General features: G+C 68.2%; 18 protein-coding genes and 1 riboswitch. Of the genes, 9 read left to right on the forward strand and 9 right to left on the reverse strand.

Translation table 11 applies throughout. The features are described 5' to 3' along the window. Positions 1 to 16: 16 nt before the first annotated feature. Together ACTAQI_RS14350 and ACTAQI_RS14355 are read right to left on the reverse strand one after the other, a co-directional pair. On the reverse strand, positions 17 to 793 hold the full coding sequence (locus tag ACTAQI_RS14350; protein WP_457946738.1) for a VOC family protein: 777 nt from the start codon (positions 791 to 793) through the stop codon (positions 17 to 19). Positions 794 to 958: 165 nt separating this feature from the next. Beyond that, entirely contained in the window at positions 959 to 1,192 is a 234-nt protein-coding gene (locus ACTAQI_RS14355) for a DUF3073 domain-containing protein (protein ID WP_457951065.1), read from the reverse strand. Positions 1,193 to 1,464: 272 nt separating this feature from the next. Between ACTAQI_RS14355 and ACTAQI_RS14360 the strand changes: the two genes are divergently transcribed. Then, positions 1,465 to 2,145 carry a septum formation family protein gene (locus ACTAQI_RS14360; RefSeq protein ID WP_457946739.1) on the forward strand — a complete coding sequence of 227 codons (681 nt, stop codon included), beginning with the start codon at positions 1,465 to 1,467 and terminating at the stop codon, positions 2,143 to 2,145. Between the two features lie 44 nt (positions 2,146 to 2,189). On the opposite strand, the gene clpB is transcribed toward ACTAQI_RS14360, so the two are convergent. From clpB to ACTAQI_RS14385, 5 genes are all read right to left on the reverse strand, one after another. Continuing rightward, positions 2,190 to 4,832 carry an ATP-dependent chaperone ClpB gene (gene clpB, locus ACTAQI_RS14365; RefSeq protein WP_457946740.1) on the reverse strand — a complete coding sequence of 881 codons (2,643 nt, stop codon included), beginning with the start codon at positions 4,830 to 4,832 and terminating at the stop codon, positions 2,190 to 2,192. A 155-nt stretch (positions 4,833 to 4,987) separates the two neighbouring features. Then, on the reverse strand, positions 4,988 to 6,046 hold the full coding sequence (locus ACTAQI_RS14370) for a sulfate/molybdate ABC transporter ATP-binding protein (protein ID WP_457946742.1): 1,059 nt from the start codon (positions 6,044 to 6,046) through the stop codon (positions 4,988 to 4,990). Further along, positions 6,043 to 6,930, reverse strand: a complete 888-nt coding sequence (locus tag ACTAQI_RS14375; protein WP_457946744.1) for an ABC transporter permease — start codon at positions 6,928 to 6,930, stop codon at positions 6,043 to 6,045. Before ACTAQI_RS14375 ends, ACTAQI_RS14370 begins: the two co-directional genes overlap by 4 nt. Continuing rightward, entirely contained in the window at positions 6,927 to 7,787 is an 861-nt protein-coding gene (gene modA, locus ACTAQI_RS14380; RefSeq protein ID WP_457946746.1) for a molybdate ABC transporter substrate-binding protein, read from the reverse strand. Before modA ends, ACTAQI_RS14375 begins: the two co-directional genes overlap by 4 nt. After that, positions 7,784 to 8,194: a TOBE domain-containing protein gene (locus tag ACTAQI_RS14385; RefSeq protein ID WP_457946748.1), complete on the reverse strand. Its 411-nt coding sequence runs from the start codon at positions 8,192 to 8,194 to the stop codon at positions 7,784 to 7,786. Before ACTAQI_RS14385 ends, modA begins: the two co-directional genes overlap by 4 nt. A 117-nt stretch (positions 8,195 to 8,311) precedes the next feature. Here ACTAQI_RS14385 and ACTAQI_RS14390 point away from each other — a divergent pair, with 117 nt between their 5' ends. Genes ACTAQI_RS14390 through ACTAQI_RS14400 form a run of 3 tightly spaced genes read left to right on the forward strand, consistent with a single transcriptional unit; the run spans position 8,312 to position 10,426 of the window. Further along, positions 8,312 to 9,181 carry a DUF4031 domain-containing protein gene (locus ACTAQI_RS14390; RefSeq protein WP_457946749.1) on the forward strand — a complete coding sequence of 290 codons (870 nt, stop codon included), beginning with the start codon at positions 8,312 to 8,314 and terminating at the stop codon, positions 9,179 to 9,181. Continuing rightward, positions 9,178 to 9,987, forward strand: a complete 810-nt coding sequence (locus tag ACTAQI_RS14395; protein WP_457946751.1) for a 2-phosphosulfolactate phosphatase — start codon at positions 9,178 to 9,180, stop codon at positions 9,985 to 9,987. Before ACTAQI_RS14390 ends, ACTAQI_RS14395 begins: the two co-directional genes overlap by 4 nt. 55 nt (positions 9,988 to 10,042) lie before the next feature. Further along, on the forward strand, positions 10,043 to 10,426 hold the full coding sequence (locus ACTAQI_RS14400; protein WP_457946753.1) for a VOC family protein: 384 nt from the start codon (positions 10,043 to 10,045) through the stop codon (positions 10,424 to 10,426). Here ACTAQI_RS14400 and ACTAQI_RS14405 read toward each other — a convergent pair. After that, a complete protein-coding gene (locus ACTAQI_RS14405) occupies positions 10,423 to 10,839 on the reverse strand; it encodes a YccF domain-containing protein (protein WP_457946754.1) in 417 nt (138 codons plus the stop codon). The genes ACTAQI_RS14400 and ACTAQI_RS14405 overlap by 4 nt on opposite strands. Positions 10,840 to 10,965: 126 nt before the next feature. Then, the gene (locus tag ACTAQI_RS14410) at positions 10,966 to 11,577 is read right to left on the reverse strand and encodes a phosphoribosylanthranilate isomerase (protein ID WP_457946755.1); all 612 of its coding nucleotides are present in this window, start codon (positions 11,575 to 11,577) and stop codon (positions 10,966 to 10,968) included. A gap of 105 nt (positions 11,578 to 11,682) precedes the next feature. On the opposite strand from ACTAQI_RS14410, the gene ACTAQI_RS14415 reads away from it, so the two are divergent. From ACTAQI_RS14415 to ACTAQI_RS14435, 5 genes are all read left to right on the forward strand, one after another. Beyond that, positions 11,683 to 12,252, forward strand: coding sequence for a HutD/Ves family protein (locus tag ACTAQI_RS14415; RefSeq protein ID WP_457946756.1), 570 nt, complete (start codon positions 11,683 to 11,685; stop codon positions 12,250 to 12,252). Between the two features lie 70 nt (positions 12,253 to 12,322). After that, positions 12,323 to 12,388, forward strand: a riboswitch (guanidine-III (ykkC-III) riboswitch). 10 nt (positions 12,389 to 12,398) lie between these two features. Beyond that, a complete protein-coding gene (locus tag ACTAQI_RS14420) occupies positions 12,399 to 12,722 on the forward strand; it encodes a DMT family transporter (protein WP_457946757.1) in 324 nt (107 codons plus the stop codon). Next, the gene (locus tag ACTAQI_RS14425) at positions 12,722 to 13,081 is read left to right on the forward strand and encodes a DMT family transporter (protein ID WP_457951066.1); all 360 of its coding nucleotides are present in this window, start codon (positions 12,722 to 12,724) and stop codon (positions 13,079 to 13,081) included. Before ACTAQI_RS14420 ends, ACTAQI_RS14425 begins: the two co-directional genes overlap by 1 nt. A 13-nt stretch (positions 13,082 to 13,094) precedes the next feature. Beyond that, positions 13,095 to 13,721 carry a nucleoside/nucleotide kinase family protein gene (locus ACTAQI_RS14430; RefSeq protein ID WP_457946758.1) on the forward strand — a complete coding sequence of 209 codons (627 nt, stop codon included), beginning with the start codon at positions 13,095 to 13,097 and terminating at the stop codon, positions 13,719 to 13,721. A gap of 39 nt (positions 13,722 to 13,760) precedes the next feature. Next, the gene (locus tag ACTAQI_RS14435) at positions 13,761 to 14,774 is read left to right on the forward strand and encodes an aldo/keto reductase (protein WP_457946759.1); all 1,014 of its coding nucleotides are present in this window, start codon (positions 13,761 to 13,763) and stop codon (positions 14,772 to 14,774) included. Position 14,775 lies beyond the last annotated feature (1 nt).

Consider the following 14,775-nt stretch of genomic DNA (forward strand, 5'->3'; position numbering starts at 1 on the left):
TGTTTATGCGGCCGAATCAACCCCATGCCTGGATGAGGTTGAGGACGCCGCCCTGCGGGTCCTTGATGGTGGCCAGTGAACCGTCAGCGGGACGTTCGTCCGGCTCCACGACCACCTGGCCGCCTGCTGCCTGGGCGGCCGCTGCGGCCGCGGCAACATCAGCCACACCGTAGTAGATCTGCCAGTCCGCCTCCTCGCCGTCATCGGCAGGAACGACGCCGGCCACCTCGTTGCCGTCGATGAGCAGCGTACTGTAGCTGCCGCCGTCGTCCTGTGGATACTCAGTGACCCCGTGCCCGAAAAGCTGCTGGAAGAAGCCGACGGCGGCCTGCGGCTCGGGCGTGATGAGTTCCGCCCAGGCCAGCGCGCCCGGCTCGTTGTACAGGTGGCTGCCGTAGTGGCTTCCCGCCTGCCAAATACCTGTAGTTCCGCCGCCGGGAGGGGCGAGGAAGCCCAGCACACCGGCGTCGCCCACCTTCTCCGGCCCGAAGTGGGCTGTGCCGCCTGCATGGCCCGCTTCCGCAAGCAGGTCCGCAGCGTCCCCCGCGGAGAAATAGATGTTCCACTTCGCGGAGATGCCGGCCTGCAACTGCAGGGGGCTTTGCGGTGCAATGGTGGCCACCAGCTGCCCGCGGACAAAAGCCTGCGCATAGCTGCGTCCGTCCGGGGTGGGAAAGTCCTGGTAAGCCCAGCCAAAGAGCCGGTTGTAGAAATCCTTGGCGGCGGCAACATCAGGGGTCTGTAGATCGGCCCAGCAGGGCTCTCCGTTGGCATACGTGGTCCGGACACTCATGCGGTCACGTTACCAACCCGGGGCCCAAAGAAACACGGAAAGCCCGTTGCCTTACCGGTAATCCGGTACGGCAACGGGCTCCGTGATGTAAGCGGTCACCCGAAACCGGGTTACAAAAAGGAAATCACAGCAGCCGGGCCACTGGCCACGGCAAACTTGCGACAACTAGCCGATGCGACGGTTGTCAACCTCGTCGTCATCGTCATCCAAATCATCCGCGTACTTATCCACATAAGCCGAATAGTCCGGTTCGACCGGTTCATTCGAGTAATGGCTCGTTAAACGGCTGCCCGGGCCCGTCAGCTCCCGCTGAAGTGCCGAGTAGTCAGTGTTCGGGGAGTAGTACTTAATGTCCCGAGCCTGCTTGGTAGCTTTTGCCTTTTGACGGCCGCGCCCCATGGCGTGACCCCCTTTTGTACTTGGACCGGAGGTGGTCACCTTGGCGATCGGTGAGGCCCCGGAATGTTTGGTCAATTTGTCGTACACCTAGATTACATGCTTTCGGCGGGCCCCGCTTGCCGCCTGCCGGCCCCGACGGCCACGTGGGGTACCATGACGCACCTCCACCCGCAGGATTCCGGGTTTTTTCTTCGGTAGAGTCACTTAAGAACTGCCGATTTTGTGTGGCCTTTGGCGAGCCGCGGAACCAAAACCCAGGAGGATGCGCACCCGTGAACCACCAGGACATCCCGCCGAAGCCGGCCCTGCCACCGAGGACCGGAAGCCTCCCAGTAGTCCAACGCGGGGACAGTGGTTCAGCCCCCGCCCCGGAGTCCGTCACATGGGCCCGGCCGCGCCAGGACCCCGAGCCGGAAAAGCGGGCTAACAGGAGGCCGGCGTTCTGGAAGGCGTTTCTTGTCGTCGTCATCCTTGCCGTTGCAGGCTCACTGGTGTGGCTCGCCGTGTGGCTGAACTCTGGTCCTGGCACCGATACGGCGAAGAGCGCAACGCCGGGCGTGCTGCAGACCTCCGTCACCCCGCCCGCCACACCCCAGCCCCTGCCCAGGGAAGGGGTTGCACCCGCGGCGTACGCGGTAGGTGACTGCTTCAAGGACTTCGATCCCCAGGCCCTGACCTCCACAGTGGTGCCGTGCGACACGGGCCATTCAGCACAACTGGTAGCCACCCTCCATTACCCGGACAGCGCCAAATATCCGGGAGCCGACCCGCTCAAGTCCAAGGCGCTGGAAGTCTGCCAGGCAGCGAAACTCAGCCCGGCGGCAAAACAGTTCCAACTCAACTACCAGCGCAGTTTCCCCAGCAACACAAGCTGGGAGTCCGGCGACCGCAGGGTGGATTGCTACGTCACGGCCGATGGCGGCAACGTGATCAACGCAAGCGTGCTGCCCTGACGGTTCACCCGCCAGGGCAGCACATCTCCGGCCACGGCAGCCTGTTATTCCTTCCGCCGCACTGAGAGCCCGGAGCTCGGGGCACCCGTCAGCGCGTCGACATTGCCCTCGGTGAGTTCGCCAAGGTCCGCGGCGGTGTCAACAACCACGGTGTCGCCGTCGCTGATCCCACCGGCAAGGATGGCCTTGGCAAGCCGGTCGCCGATCTCACGCTGCACCAGGCGGCGCAGCGGCCGGGCGCCGTAGGCGGGGTCGTAGCCGGACAGTGCAAGCCATGCCTTGGCGCCTTCGGTGACTTCAAGGGTGAGGCGCCGCTCGCGCAGCCGCCGTCCCAGCTCTTCCACGTGCAGCTCCACGATGTGGGCCAGTTCGTCCACCGTGAGGGCGTCGAACAGCACCACTTCGTCGAGCCGGTTGAGGAACTCCGGCTTGAAGGAGGCGTTCACGGTGGCCATGACGGCGTTGCGCTTGGCAGTGGCGTCCAGGGTCTGGTCCACCAGGAACTGGCTGCCCAGGTTGGACGTCAGCACCAGGATCACGTTGCGGAAGTCCACGGTGCGGCCCTGACCATCGGTGAGGCGGCCGTCGTCGAGCACCTGCAGGAGGATGTCGAACACCTCGGGGTGGGCCTTCTCCACCTCATCCAGCAGCACCACGGAGTACGGCCGGCGGCGCACGGCCTCGGTCAGCTGCCCGCCCTCTTCGTAACCCACGTAGCCCGGAGGCGCCCCGACCAGCCGGGCGACGCTGTGCTTCTCGCCGTACTCGGACATGTCGATGCGCACCATGGCGCGTTCGTCGTCGAACAGGAAGTCCGCCAGCGCCTTGGCCAGCTCGGTCTTGCCCACGCCGGTGGGGCCCAGGAACAGGAAGGAGCCGGTGGGCCGGTTGGGGTCGCTGATGCCGGCCCGCGCGCGGCGGACGGCGTCGGACACTGCGGTGACGGCCTTGGCCTGGCCAATCAGGCGCCGGCCCAGCTCCTCCTCCATGTGGAGCAGTTTCTGGCTTTCGCCCTGCAGCATGCGGCCCGCCGGGATGCCGGTCCATGCAGAGATGACCTCGGCAATATCCTCCGCGGTCACTTCCTCCGCCACCATTTGCGCGGACTTGTCCGTCACGGCGGCCTCGGCCTCGGCAGCGGCGTTCAGCTCGCGCTCAAGCGCCGGGATTTCCCCGTACAGGATCCGGGAGGCAGTCTCCAGGTCACCCTCGCGCTGGGCCTTGTCCGCGGTGGAGCGCAGCTCATCCAGCTTGGCTTTGAGGTCACCCACCCGGTTGAGGCCGGCCTTTTCAGCCTCCCAGCGGGCGTTCAGGGCCGAGAGCTCCTCTTCCTTGTCCGCCTTGTCGGCCCGGAGTGCGGCCAGCCGCTCCACGGAGGCCGGGTCTGATTCGCCGGACAGGGCCAGTTCCTCCATGGTGAGCCGGTCCACCTGGCGCCGCAGCTGGTCAATTTCCTCCGGTGCGGAGTCGATTTCCATGCGGAGGCGGGACGCTGCCTCGTCCACAAGGTCGATGGCCTTGTCCGGCAGCTGGCGGCCCGAGATGTAGCGGTTGGACAGCGTGGCGGCGGCCACCAGTGCGGAGTCGGCGATGGACACCTTATGGTGTGCTTCGTAGCGCTCCTTCAGGCCGCGGAGGATGCCGATGGTGTCCTCCACGCTGGGCTCGCCCACGTACACCTGCTGGAAGCGGCGCTCCAGGGCCGCGTCCTTCTCGATGTTTTCGCGGTACTCGTCCAGGGTGGTGGCGCCGATCAGCCGCAGCTCGCCGCGGGCCAGCATGGGTTTGAGCATGTTGCCGGCGTCCATGGAGGAATCCCCGGTGGCGCCGGCACCCACCACGGTGTGGATCTCGTCGATGAAGGTGACGATCTGGCCCTCGGAGCCCTTGATTTCCTCCAGGACCGCCTTCAGCCGCTCCTCGAACTCACCGCGGTACTTGGCGCCTGCAACCATGGAACCGAGGTCCAGGGAGATGAGCGTTTTGCCGCGCAGGCTTTCCGGGACGTCGCCCGCCACCATCCGCTGGGCCAGCCCTTCGACGACGGCGGTCTTGCCCACGCCGGGTTCGCCGATGAGCACCGGATTGTTCTTGGTACGCCGGGACAGGACCTGCACCACGCGGCGGATCTCCGAGTCGCGCCCGATCACGGGGTCCAGCTTGCCGGCACGGGCCATCGCGGTGAGATCCGTGCCGTACTTCTCCAGGGCCTGGAAGGTGTTTTCAGGATCCGGGCTGTCCACCTTGCGGTCGCCGCGGACCCCCGGCAGCGCCGCGAGCAGCGCCTCACGGGACGCGCCCGCATCGCGCAGGAGGCGTGCAGCAGGATCGTTGCCGGCGGAGAGGCCAACCAGGAGCACCTCGGTGGACACGAAGGAATCACCCAGCCGGTCCGCTTCCTCCTTGGCGTGCTGGATGGCCTGCAGGGCGGGCCGGCTCAGCTGCGCCTGCTGGCTGGAACCGCCGGAAGTGGCGGGCAGGGCCTTGATGGCGCTGCTGGCCTGGACGCTGACGGCGTCCGGGTCCGCGCCGGTGGCCCGGAGGAGCGCAACGGCGACGCCCTCGCGCTGGTCCATCAGTGCTTTAAGGAGGTGCGCCGGCTCCACCTGGGGGTTGCCGGCCGTCGAGGCGTTCATTGCCCCCGCGGAAAGAGCCTCCTGGCTCTTGGTGGTGAATTTGACGTCCAAAGAGAGCTCCTTTCGGGGGCTGGTTGACTAAGTTGAGTGTACTACGCTCAACTTTGCGCCGCGAGGTTCTTTAGCCATGTTTGCCCACGGCGAAACGGCTGTCCAGAGCCGGAGGTCCCGCCGTGCACCCAACCCCGCACCGTACAGAACCGGCGCTACGTCCCGTATACCGACACAGCGGCCGCCTTGACCACGAAGTGCACCGTCATGCCGGGAACAAGGCCAAGGTCCGCTGAGGCTGCCGGGGTGATGTCGGCGGCCAGACTGCCGGCCCGTACCCGGATTTGGTCGCCGTGCGGCTCGAGGTCGGTGATGGTGACGGCAAACGAGTTCCGGGGGCTTCCGTGTGCGTCGTCAAGGAACACGGAAACGGCCGACGGCGGGAACACGGCAACGCCCGGACCACTAGGCGTTGGCAGCTGGCCGGGTTCCTCGTCGTGCCCGGCGATCCTCAGGCCCTGGCTGGTGCGCACCCCCGCGCCATCCAGGGCGCCAGGAATGAAGTTCAGGCCGGCGAGTCCGGCAGCAAAGGAACTGCGTGGACGTTCCAGCACGGCCCGCGTAGGCCCTTCCTCGGCGATCCTGCCGTCTTCCAGGATGACCACACGGTCCGCGAGCATCAGGGCGTCCAGCACGTCGTGGGTGACGATGATGGCCTGCCGTCCGGCAAGGACCCGCTTGAAGAGGCGGCGCAGGAGCGGGGCGGAATGGATGTCCAGGGCGGCCAGCGGCTCATCCAGCAGGAGGAGCGCGGGATCGGCGGCGAGCGCACGCGCCACGGCCACACGCTGGGCCTGCCCGCCGGAGAGTTCGGCGGGACGGCGTCCGGCCAGGTGCTCCGCTTCGACGTCGGCCAGCCAGCGCAGGGCCTGCTCCTTGGCGGCCCGCTTGGGGACACCGGCGCTGCGCGGCCCGAAGGAGACATTGTCCACCGCGCTCAGGTGGGGAAAGAGCAAGGGTTCCTGGGCGAGCAGCGCGGTGCCGCGGTGATGGGGCGGCACCCAGGCACCCTTTCCGCCGTCGAGGTCAAAGAGGGTTTTGCCGTTGAGTCCGGCGCGGCCGCTGTCCGGCCGCAGGAGGCCCGCGATGCTTGACAGCAGGGTTGATTTTCCGGCGCCGTTGGGCCCCATGACGGCCACGGTTTCGCCCGGCCGGACGGCCAGGTCCACGTCGAAGCCCCGCCCGGCCACGACCGCCTGGAAGGAGAGCGTCACCGGGCGTCCCCTCCTGCCGTTGCGGGCGGCGCCGTCCGTTTTCCGGCTCCGGTTCGGCCCGCTGCCGGTTGCCGGTACGCGAGGGCCACCACGGCGACGGCGACCGCCACCAGCACCAGGGACAGGGCGACGGCGGCGTCCGGGTCCGTTTCCCGCTGCAGGTAGATCTCCAGCGGCAGGGTCCGGGTCACCCCCTGGAGGCTGCCGGCGAAGGTCAGCGTGGCACCGAACTCGCCCAGGCTCCGGGCGAAGGAGAGGACAGCACCGGACGCCAGGCCCGGCAGGACGAGCGGCAGCGTGACGCGCCGGAACACGGTGCCGGGCCGTGCCCCCAGCGTTGCCGCCACGGCCTCGTAGCGGGAGCCCGACGTCCGCAGCGCCCCTTCCAGGCTCACCACCAGAAAGGGCAGCGCCACGAACGTCTGCGCCAGGACCACCGCAGTAGTGGAGAAGGCGATGCGGAACCCGAGCACTTCCAGGGTCTGCCCCAGCAGCCCCTGCCGGCCGAACGTGTAGAGCAGGGCGATCCCGCCCACCACCGGGGGAAGCACCAGCGGCAGGAGCACCAGCGAGCGCAGCAGCCCCTGGAAGCGGAAGGAGTCCCGGGCCAGGACCAGGGCAAGGGGGACCCCCAGCACGATGCACAGCAGGGTGCTCGCCGCAGAGGTCCGCAGGCTCAGTCCCAGCGCCGTCAGGGACGGCTCCGACGTCACCAGCGGAATGAACTGACCCCAGTCAACGCGCAGCACCATTGCCAGCAGCGGGAGCACCACGACGACGGCGGCCAGGACTGCCAGCGCGCGGACCCAGGCGGGGACGCCGGAGTAGGCCGCGGCTTGCGTGCGCGGCCGCGCCTGGGGCGGCGTCCCTGGCCGCCGTATCACTTGCTGCCTGAATGGGCATTGGCAGGGCCGAATCCCGCCACGGCAAGGACTTTCTGGCCCTCCGGGCCGGTGACCAGGTCCAGGAAGGCCTGGGCGGTGGCCTTGTTCCGGCCGCCGGCCACACCCGCAATCGGGTACGTGTTGACCGCACTCCCCGATTCCGGGAACTGGATGCCTGCCACCCTGGTTCCCGCGGCCTTAATGTCTGTTCCATAGACCAGCCCCGCGTCCGCCTCCCCGGAAGTGACCTTGCCCAGGACGTCCGTGACCGCGTTTTCCTCGCTGACCGGGCTCAGCGTAAGCCCCGCCGCCGCCGCCACCCTGGCCGTGGCAGCCCCGCAGGGGACCTGGCTGGCACAGGTCACCAGCTTGATGCCCGGCCGGGCCAGGTCCTTCAGTGCTGCAACCCCGGCCGGGTTGCCCGGCGGCACTGCGATGGCCAGGGTGTTGGTGGCAAAGTCCTTTGGCGTGCCGTCGGCGAGGCCCGCGTCCTGCACCTTCTTCATGTTGGCCGTGTCCGCGGATGCGAAGACGTCGGCCGGTGCACCCTGGTCGATTTGGCTGGCCAGGTCGGAGGATCCCGCGAAGCTCAAGGTGACCGAGGTGCCTGGATTTTCCGCTTCGAAAGTGCGGGCGAGTTCGGTAAAGGCCTGTTCAAGGGAGGCAGCCGCGAAAACGGTGATGGCGCCTGCCGGCTTGGTGCCGGAACCGGTGGCGGTGGCGCCGCCGGAACCTGTTCCCGCGTCCGGGCTGCCCGCCGGGGCACAGCCGGACAGGACGGCCAGCAGCAGCGCGGCCAGTGCGACGACGGAGGCCCGGAGGGTGGAAGCCGCGGATCGGAGGGGTTGCCGGCTCATGCCGTGACCCGGCCCTTCGGGGATTCGATGATGACGGTCGTTGCCTTGACCACGGCGGTGGCCACCGCCCCCGGTTCCAGGCCCAGCTCGCGCACGGCTTCGCTGCTCATCAGCGAGACCACCCGGAAAGGTCCGCACTGCAGTTCCACCTGTGCCATGACCTTGTCCGTGATGACATTGGTTACCAGGCCCACAAACCGGTTCCGCGCCGAACTGCTGCCGCTTTTCGGGTCGTCGGGGAGCTGGGCGAGCTTCTGGGCATGGGTTGCCAGTTCCAGGCCGTCGACTGCGAGGCGGCCGGAGGCGTCCCGGAGCGCGGTGAGGGTTCCCTGCTCCGTCCACCGGCGGACGGTATCGTCACTCACGCCCAGGAATCGGGCGGCCTCAGAAACGCGAATAAGTGCCATTCGCCGATTCTAGTCCGCAAATGCGGGACTATGTTGGCCCGTGGAGGCGCCATGGAGGTGGTGGCTTCTCCCCGCACTGCGCGGCGTGCCGGCGAAGGACAGCACTAGACTCCTTCCATGGCCATCTACATCGACCCGCCGCTGTGGCCTGCACACGGAACACACTTTTCGCATCTGGTCTCGGACAACTCCCTGGACGAGCTGCACAGGTTCGCTGCCGCCGCGGGGATCCCGGAACGGGCGTTTGACGGCGACCATTACGACGTGCCGGAACGCCGCTTCGATGGCCTGGTGGCGGCGGGAGCGGTTCCGGTGGAGGGCAGGGTGCTGGTCCGCAGGCTCATTGCAAGCGGGCTGCGGATCCCGGCCCGCCGGCGCAACAAATCGCTGAAGGTCCCGTTGCTGAACCGCTGGGAGGCCATCATGCCCGGCCACGACGCATTGTTCCTGGACCTGCTGGACCGGTGGAGCGAACCGCACCGCCACTACCACGGCTGCACCCATCTGCTCTCCGTGCTGGAAGCGCTGGACCTGCTCACCGAACCGGGAGAGCCGCCGCGGACGGTGCTGCTGGCGGCCTGGTTCCACGACGCCGTGTACCGCGGCGCGGCGGGCCAGGATGAGGAGGAGTCGGCCCGGCTCGCAGAGAGGCGGCTTGCGGAGGCCGGCCTGCCGGAAGCAGAGGTGGCGGAGGTGGCGCGGCTGGTCCGCCTGACCTCGGACCACCGGCCGGAGCCGGGTGACGACGACGGCGCCCTCCTCTGCGACGCGGACCTTTCAATTCTCGGCGGCGAACCGGAGGAGTACGCCCGCTACGTTGCTGCGGTGCGGAAAGACTACGCGCACATCGGCGACGCCGACTTCGCGGCCGGCAGGTCCGCCGTCGTCCGCCAACTGCTGGAACTGGACCCCATCTTCCACCACCAGCGGGCCAGGGAACTGTGGCTGGACGCCGCACACCGGAACCTTGAAGGCGAACTGAAGTGAACGCGCCCGGTTCCAGCCCACGGCACACGTACTCGGCCAATGCAGCGCACCGGCAGCTCCCCTTCACCGTCAGGATGGACTGGGGGCTGGAGGGGGCCAGGACCGTGGCGTCCGGGGCCGATATCGCCGTGGTGGTGGACGTCCTTTCCTTCAGCACCTGCGTCAGCGTGGCGCTGGACCGTGGCGCGGAAGTCTTCCCCTACCGGTGGCGGGACACCACCGGGGAGGACTTCGCCGCCCACCACCGCGCCCAGCTGGCCGGGCCCCGCGGGGGCGGCGGCCTGAGCCTGTCCCCCGCAAGCCTCCGCGCTGCGGAATCGCTGGAAAGGGTGGTCCTGCCCTCCCCCAATGGTTCCGAACTGTGCCACGCGCTTGCGGAGGAGGTGCCACTGGTGGCCGCGGTGTGCCTCCGGAACGCGGCGGCCACGGCGGACTGGGTAGCGGCCAACCTGCCTGCGGACGCCGTGGTGGCGGTGGTTGCCGCGGGCGAGCGCTGGCCGGACGGCTCACTCCGTCCTGCCGTGGAGGACCAGGTGGGGGCCGGAGCTTTCATCGCAGGGCTGGCGGCTGCCGGCAAGGGCGGTTACGAAGCCGGGGACGGCAGGCACGGCTACGCGCCGGAGGCGGCGGCAGCCATGGCTGTTTTCGAATCCGCCGAACCGCGGCTTCGCGAAATACTGCAGCACTGCTCCAGCGGCCGGGAGCTGTCCGGGGCGGGCTACGCAGCGGACGTGGACATCGCCGCTGAACTGGACCAAAGCGACTCGGTGGCCATCCTGCGGGACGGGGCGTTCCGGCCACTTTGAGGGCTGCGGCTGTGACGGGTTTACGGATCCCGGAACCGGATGCAAAACTGCACGGATGAGCCTGCGTATCCAAGCCCTCGCCATTGATTCGACCGACCCCCGGGTTCCTGCAGCCTTCTGGGAAAAGGCGCTCGGCTGGCGCCGCACCCATGAAGAAGGCGACGAGATTGTGCTGGAACCGCCGGCAGGCAGCGCCGAAGACGGCGTGCTGCCCGACCTGCTCTTCCTTCGGGTCCCGGAGCAGAAGGAACTCAAGAACCGCCTTCACCTGGACCTCCGCCCGGAGGACCAGGACGCCGAGGTGGCCAGGCTGGAAGAACTGGGGGCCCGGCAAATCTCCGTGGGACAGGGTGCGGCGGCAACGTGGGTTGTCATGGCTGACCCGGACGGCAACGAGTTCTGCGTGCTGCGCGCCCTGCGGCCCGATGAATCTGCCTAGCGGTAACGGCTGACGGGGTAGTTGCTCACAAAAGGCGTGCTGGTGGGCACGATCTGTTTGCCCAGCGGCATCAGGGATACCGGTATGAGCTTGAGGTTGGCGATGGCCAGCGGGATGCCGACGATGGTCACGGCCATGGCAAACGCGGTGACCACGTGGCCAATGGCAATCCAGATCCCGGCCACCAGCAGCCAGATCACGTTGCCCAGCAGTGAGAAGACGCCTGTGCCGCCGGGCTTGTCCACCACCATCCGGCCAAACGGCCACAGCGTGTAGGCGGCGATCCGGAATGAGGCAATGCCCCAGGGGATGGTGACGATCAGCAGGCAGCAGACCACGCCCGCGAGGAAATAGCCCAGGGCCAGCCAGAAGCCGCCGAAAACCAGCCAGATGATGTTCAGAAGTGTCTTCATGCACCCATTGTGCCCCCACCCCTCAGACAAAAAGCTGGGGGACATCCCTGATCCTGCCCTGATCCCGCTCCCGCGGCGGCCACTCAAGGCAGCGGCGGCCAAGCCGCGGCCGCTAAACCACGGCGGCTAAACCGCGGCGGGCGCCTTGGCAGCCTGGACGAAGGCGCGGATCTTGGCCAGGTCCTTTACGCCGCGGGACGCTTCAACGCCGGAGGAAACGTCCACGCCCCAGGCGTGCGCTGCGGCTGATGCCCGGCCCACGTTCGCCGCTTCGAGCCCGCCGGCGAGCAACCAGTTCCGCCCCTGGAGCACGGGCAGGGCCGCCACGGAGGCGTAGTCCCAGGACTCACCGGAGCCCGGCACGGCGGCATCGATCAGGAGCAGGTCCTCACCCCAGTCGTCGAACTCATCCTGGCCGGCACCCATGGTGATGGCCCTGACCAGCTTCATGCCGGCGTCGTGCACTGTTGCCACGTCTGCGCGTGACCGGTTTCCATGCAACTGGATCCATTCCAAGCCCGCGGCGCGGGCAATGGCAATGGCATCGGCGGTGGGCTCGTCGCGGAAAACCCCGATCGGGGAAACGCTGTCCGGAACCCCGGCCAGCAGGGAGGCTGCCTGCGACGGTGTGACAACCCGGGGGCTGGCGGTGAGGACGAATCCCACGGCGTCAGCGCCGGCGTCCACCGCTTCGCGGACCGATTCGGGCGTGCTGAGACCACACACTTTGACGAACATTCCCGGGCTCCTTCAGGCTGTTTTCGTGTTGACCCCCCGGAGGAGAGTAGCAGGGACGGGACACAACTGCGACGGCCGGCCCTGGTGGGGAACTAGGCTGGGCTGATGCAGATCATCCGCTTCGCAGAGCTCAAGGCCGAACCATGGCGCAACGGCGGCGGGGTGACCAGGGAAATAGCGCGCCAGGGCTCGGAAGATGGCGGCTGGGACTGGCGGGTGAGCATCGCGGACGTGGCCAAGGCAGGGGACTTTTCGGCGTTTCCCGGCATGGAGCGCGTCCTGACGGTCATTGAGGGGGAACTGCTGCTGCTCGCCGTGGACGGCGCAGAGCATCCCCTCGAGAAGTACCGTCCCTTCAGGTTCGACGGCGCCGCTGCCACCGGGGCCAAGCTGCCCACCGGGGATATCCGGGACCTCAACGTCATCACCCGCACGGCCGCCTACAGGGGCTACACGTCCATCATCGAGCTGTCCAAGAAGCGGGCCCACCCGGTGTTTGAGGGGCAGCTGGGGGTGCTGCTGCAGGGACAGGCGAAAGCCGGCGGGAGCGGCGCAGAGCCACTGGAACTGGACCGTTATGACGCCGTAGTGGGATCCGACACGGACTCCCCCGAGATCCTGGGCCGCGGCTTCCTGGCAGTGGTTTCCATCGACCGAGTGGATCCTTCACGCTAAGTACCTGGGCAGGCGGTGAGGTTGGGCACCAACGGTGGCCACCCGGCGTCGGGCGTTGCTACCTTGGAAGCCAAGGCTCCGCATCGGGGCCTCCGGACGACGGTTCAGTACCCGGTACGCGACAAGACTGGCCAAAGGATCTGGTCATGTCGTGGTTAATCCTCATTCTTTCCGGCGCGCTGGAGGCCGTCTGGGCAGCTGCCCTGCACCGGGCGTCCCGGGCTTCCGGACGCCGGCGCCTGGCCCCTGCAGCCCTGTTCCTGGTGGCCGTGGCCGCCAGCACCGGCGGACTGGCCGTGGCCATGCAGTCCATTCCCACGGGCACGGCCTACGCCGTGTGGGTGGGAGTGGGCGTGGTCCTGACCTCCACCTACGCGATGGCCACCAGGGTGGAACGTCCGACGGCGGCGCGCCTGCTGCTGCTCTCCGGCATCGCCGCGTGCGTGGTTGGCCTGAAGGTGGTGGCGTGATGCTGAACCGGTCTGCTCCGTGGCTGGTGCTCCTGGCCTCTGCGGTCCTGGAGGCGGTCTGGGCCACTGCCCTGGGCCTGTCGGACGGATTCAGCCAGCCCCTGCCAACCACCATCTTCGCCGTCACCGCAACCCTGAGCATGCTGGGCCTGGGCATGGCCATCCGGAGCATTCCGTTGGGCACGGCCTACGCGATCTGGGTGGGCATCGGCGCCGCGTTGACGGTCAGCTGGGCCATGGCCACCGGCGTGGAGCCCTTCAGCGTGGTGAAGCTGCTGTTCATCGCCGGGATCGTGGGTTGCGCCGCGGGCCTGAAGGCCCTCCCGGGCGGAAAAGACGCACCGCGCGCGCAACGGTGACTAGGCTTTTGCCATGGACTCCCCCGAGATCACCATGGCCGTGGACGCCCTCCGGCGCCGGCTGGTGCCCGGAACGCGGACCATCCTGGGCATCGCCGGGGCGCCGGGGTCCGGCAAGTCCACCTTTGCGGCCTGGCTGCAGGAGCAGTTCAGCCCAGGGACGTCGGTTGTGGTCCCCATGGACGGCTTCCACCTGGGCAACGCGATCATCGAGGGGACACCGCTCCGGCAGCGCAAAGGCGCCATCGATACGTTCGACGCCGGCGGTTACCTGTCGCTGCTGCGCCGCCTGGCGCGCCGGGACGAGGCAGTGGTCTACGCGCCGGAGTTCCGCCGCACCCTGGACGAGCCCGTGGCCGCCTCCATCGCCGTCCCGGCCGACGTCCCGCTGGTCATCACGGAGGGCAACTACCTGCTGGCGGAGCAGGAGCCGTGGAAAGAGGTGCGGGCGCAGCTGGACGAGGTGTGGTTCCTCGAAACGCCGCCCGCGCTCCGGCTGCAGCGCCTGGTGGACCGGCACGTGTCGTTCGGGATGGAGCGCGGGGCTGCGGTGGCCTGGGCCTCCGGTCCCGACGAAGCCAACGCCCGCCTGATCCAGGCCACCCGCCCGGCCGCGGACCGCATCATCCCCTGGCTGTAAACAACCAATTTCAAGAGCAGGAAACGAACAGGAGCACCCATGGCAAACGCACCCACCAACGCTGGCGGCACTGTCCAACTCGGCGACGGCCTGGCCGTCAGCCGCCTCGGTTTCGGCGGCATGGCCCTCACCCCCGTGTACGGCGACGTTGACCCCGTCGAGGCTCTGCGGACCCTGCACCATGCGGTCGACGCCGGCGTCAGCTTCATCGACACCGCGGACATCTATGGCGGCGGCAGCAACGAGGAGCTGATTTCGCAGTTACTCAAGGAACGGCGGGACGAGGTCCAGCTGGCCACCAAGTTTGCGCTGGTGGGCACCCCGACTGACGGCTACACGGACATCCGCGGCGATGCCGGGTATGTGCGTGAGGCCGTTGAGCGGAGCCTGCAGCGGCTGGGCACCGACGTCATCGATCTGTACTACATGCACCGCCGCGACGTCCGGGTCCCCATCGAGGAAACCGTGGGTGCCATGGCGGAGCTGGTGAAGCAGGGAAAGGTCAAGCACCTGGGCCTGTCCGAGGTGACAGCCCAGGAACTGCAGGACGCGGCAGCGGTCCACCCGATCGCCGCGGTCCAGAGCGAATGGTCCATTTGGAGCCGGGACGTGGGACGCAACGTTGTTCCCGCCGCCGCAGGCCTGGGCGTGGGCTTCGTCCCGTACTCCCCGCTGGGCCGCGGCTTCCTCACCGGAACCGTCGACACCGCAAGCCTGGGCGAGAAGGACTTCCGGCGGAACATCCCCCGCTTTGCCCCGGACGCCGCAGGCGCCAACCAGGCCGTGGTGGACGCTGTCCGGTCCGTGGCAGAACAGCTCGGCGCCACACCGGCGCAGGTCGCCCTGGCCTGGCTGTTCGCGCAAGGCACGCGGCTGGGCCTGCCGGTTGTCCCCATCCCCGGCACCCGCAAGGCCGCGCGGATCGATGAAAACCTTGGCGCACTGGCCCTGGACCTTACCCCGGCGCACCTTGAGGCCCTGGACGCGGCGTCGGACGCCGTCGTTGGTTCCCGTTCCGCGGACCCCAACTGGGTGTCCGAAGGGCGGGAATAGC

Source organism: Pseudarthrobacter sp. alpha12b, from assembly GCF_054130495.1.